2 protein-coding genes are annotated in these 1840 nt (G+C 71.6%); both read left to right on the forward strand.

Translation table 11 applies throughout. From position 1 onward, the window contains the following. The coding region (locus G6030_RS13660) for a multicopper oxidase domain-containing protein (protein ID WP_182643498.1) at positions 1-778 on the forward strand (778 nt) is incomplete at its 5' end. Positions 779-899: 121 nt separating this feature from the next. Beyond that, positions 900-1817 (forward strand): VOC family protein, encoded by a 918-nt coding sequence (locus G6030_RS13665; protein ID WP_182643499.1) that lies wholly within the window; start codon positions 900-902, stop codon positions 1815-1817. Positions 1818-1840: the final 23 nt, after the last annotated feature.

Genomic DNA, 1840 nt, shown 5'->3' on the forward strand with positions numbered 1-1840 from the left:
CACCGACGAGCTGGCGCCCGGGGTGGTGCGGCCGGTGTGGACCTACAACGGTGGTGTGCCCGCGCCGACCCTGCGGGGCCGGGTCGGGGACACGTTCGTCGTGACCTTCCGCAACGAGGGGACGATCGGCCACTCGATCGACTTCCACGCCGGTGACGTGAGCCCCGACGAGGTCATGCGCACGATCCCGCCCGGCGAGGAGTTGGAATACCGGTTCACCGTGAAGCGGGCGGGCGCGTGGCTGTACCACTGCGCCACCGCGCCGATGAGCGGGCACGTCGCGGCGGGGATGTTCGGGGCGCTCATCGTGGACCCGCCGGAGCTGCCGGAGGTGGACCGCGAGTACGTCCTGGTGCAGTCGGAGGCGTATCTCGGCGGCGACGACGAGCCGTTCGACATGGACAAGATCGCCGCCCGCCGGCCCGACCTGGTGATGTTCAACGGCCACGCCACGCAGTACCGGCGCGACCCGCTCACCGCGCGGGTGGGCGAGACCGTCCGGATCTGGGTGGTCGCGGCCGGCCCGAGCGACGGCACGAGTTTCCACGTGGTGGGTGGGCAGTTCGACACCGTGTACAAGGAGGGTGCGTACCGGCTCCGCGACGGACGCGACGCGTTCGGCGGGAGTGGCGGCGGGGCGCAGGCGCTGGACCTGGCGCCGTCGCAGGGAGGGTTCGTCGAGATGACCCCCGCCGAGGTCGGCCGCTACGTCTTCGTGGACCATTCGTTCGCGGACGCGGAGAAGGGTGCGACGGGCTTCCTCGACGTGAGCGGCTGACCGCTCCCTGACCGGGGTAATTGATGCATCACGGAATAGACGGAGGCCCGCGTCGGTTGGTATAGATGACACATCAAATAGTACTGACCGACTGATCGGCCCGACCAACCAGGAGCGCACCATGCCCGTCTACGTCCAGAACCCCGACCCCCGCAGCCTCGTTGAGCGGCCCGCCGACGACCTCCTCGCGCCGGACACCCGCATGGGTGCCGTGGAGCTGCTGGTCCGCGATCTGGACGCGATGATCGGCTTCTACTCCGAGGGCGTGACCCTGGAGGTGCTCGAGCACTCGGGCGAGACCGCCGTGCTCGGACGCGCGGGACTCCCGCTCGTGCGGATGCGCCGGATGCCCGACCTGCCGCCGCGGAAGTCCGGCGAGGCGGGTCTGTTCCACACCGCCGTGCTGTTCGACGACGAGCCGTCGCTGGCCGCTGCCGTCGCCTCGGTCGCCCGGTACGCGCCCCGGTCGTTCACCGGGAGCTCGGACCACCTGTACAGCCAGGCGTTCTACTTCGACGACCCGGAGGGCAACGGCGTCGAGCTGTACGCGGACCGGCCCCGCGAGACCTGGGCCACCGAGCCGCACGGTCTGCTCAAGGTGGCCACCAACCCGCTCGATCCCAACGCGTTCCTGCGCACCCACCTGCCCGAGGCGTCCGCGACCCCGCCGGGTGCGACCCTCGGCCACGTCCACCTGCAGGTCGGCGACATCGGTGTGGCCCGCGACTTCTACGTGGACGCCCTCGGGTTCGAGGTGATGAGCGACGTCGGCTCGGCCCTGTTCATCGCCGCCGGCGGGTACCACCACCACATCGCCGTAAACACGTGGGGCACCGCCGGGGCGGGCCCGCGCGCGGCCGCCCTCGGCCTCGGGCAGGTGAACATCGACCTGCCGACCGCCGACGACGTCGACACGCTCCGGCAGCGCCTGACCGACCACGGGGTCCGGGCCCGCCACGACGGCGCCGTCCTGCGGGTCGACGACCCGTGGGGCACGCTCATCCAGGTCGGGGCGGAGGACACGGCCGCGGCCAGCTGACACGGCTGCAGGCAGCTGACGCG

The sequence above is a fragment of the Dietzia sp. E1 genome (assembly GCF_014145015.1).
Classification (GTDB): Bacteria; Actinomycetota; Actinomycetes; order Mycobacteriales; family Mycobacteriaceae; genus Dietzia; species Dietzia cinnamea_A.

Bases quoted from the DNA above. Each gene is read 5' to 3' on its own strand.
- G6030_RS13665 (WP_182643499.1), top strand. From the start codon at position 900: ATGCCCGTCTACGTCCAGAACCCCGACCCCCGCAGCCTCGTTGAGCGG.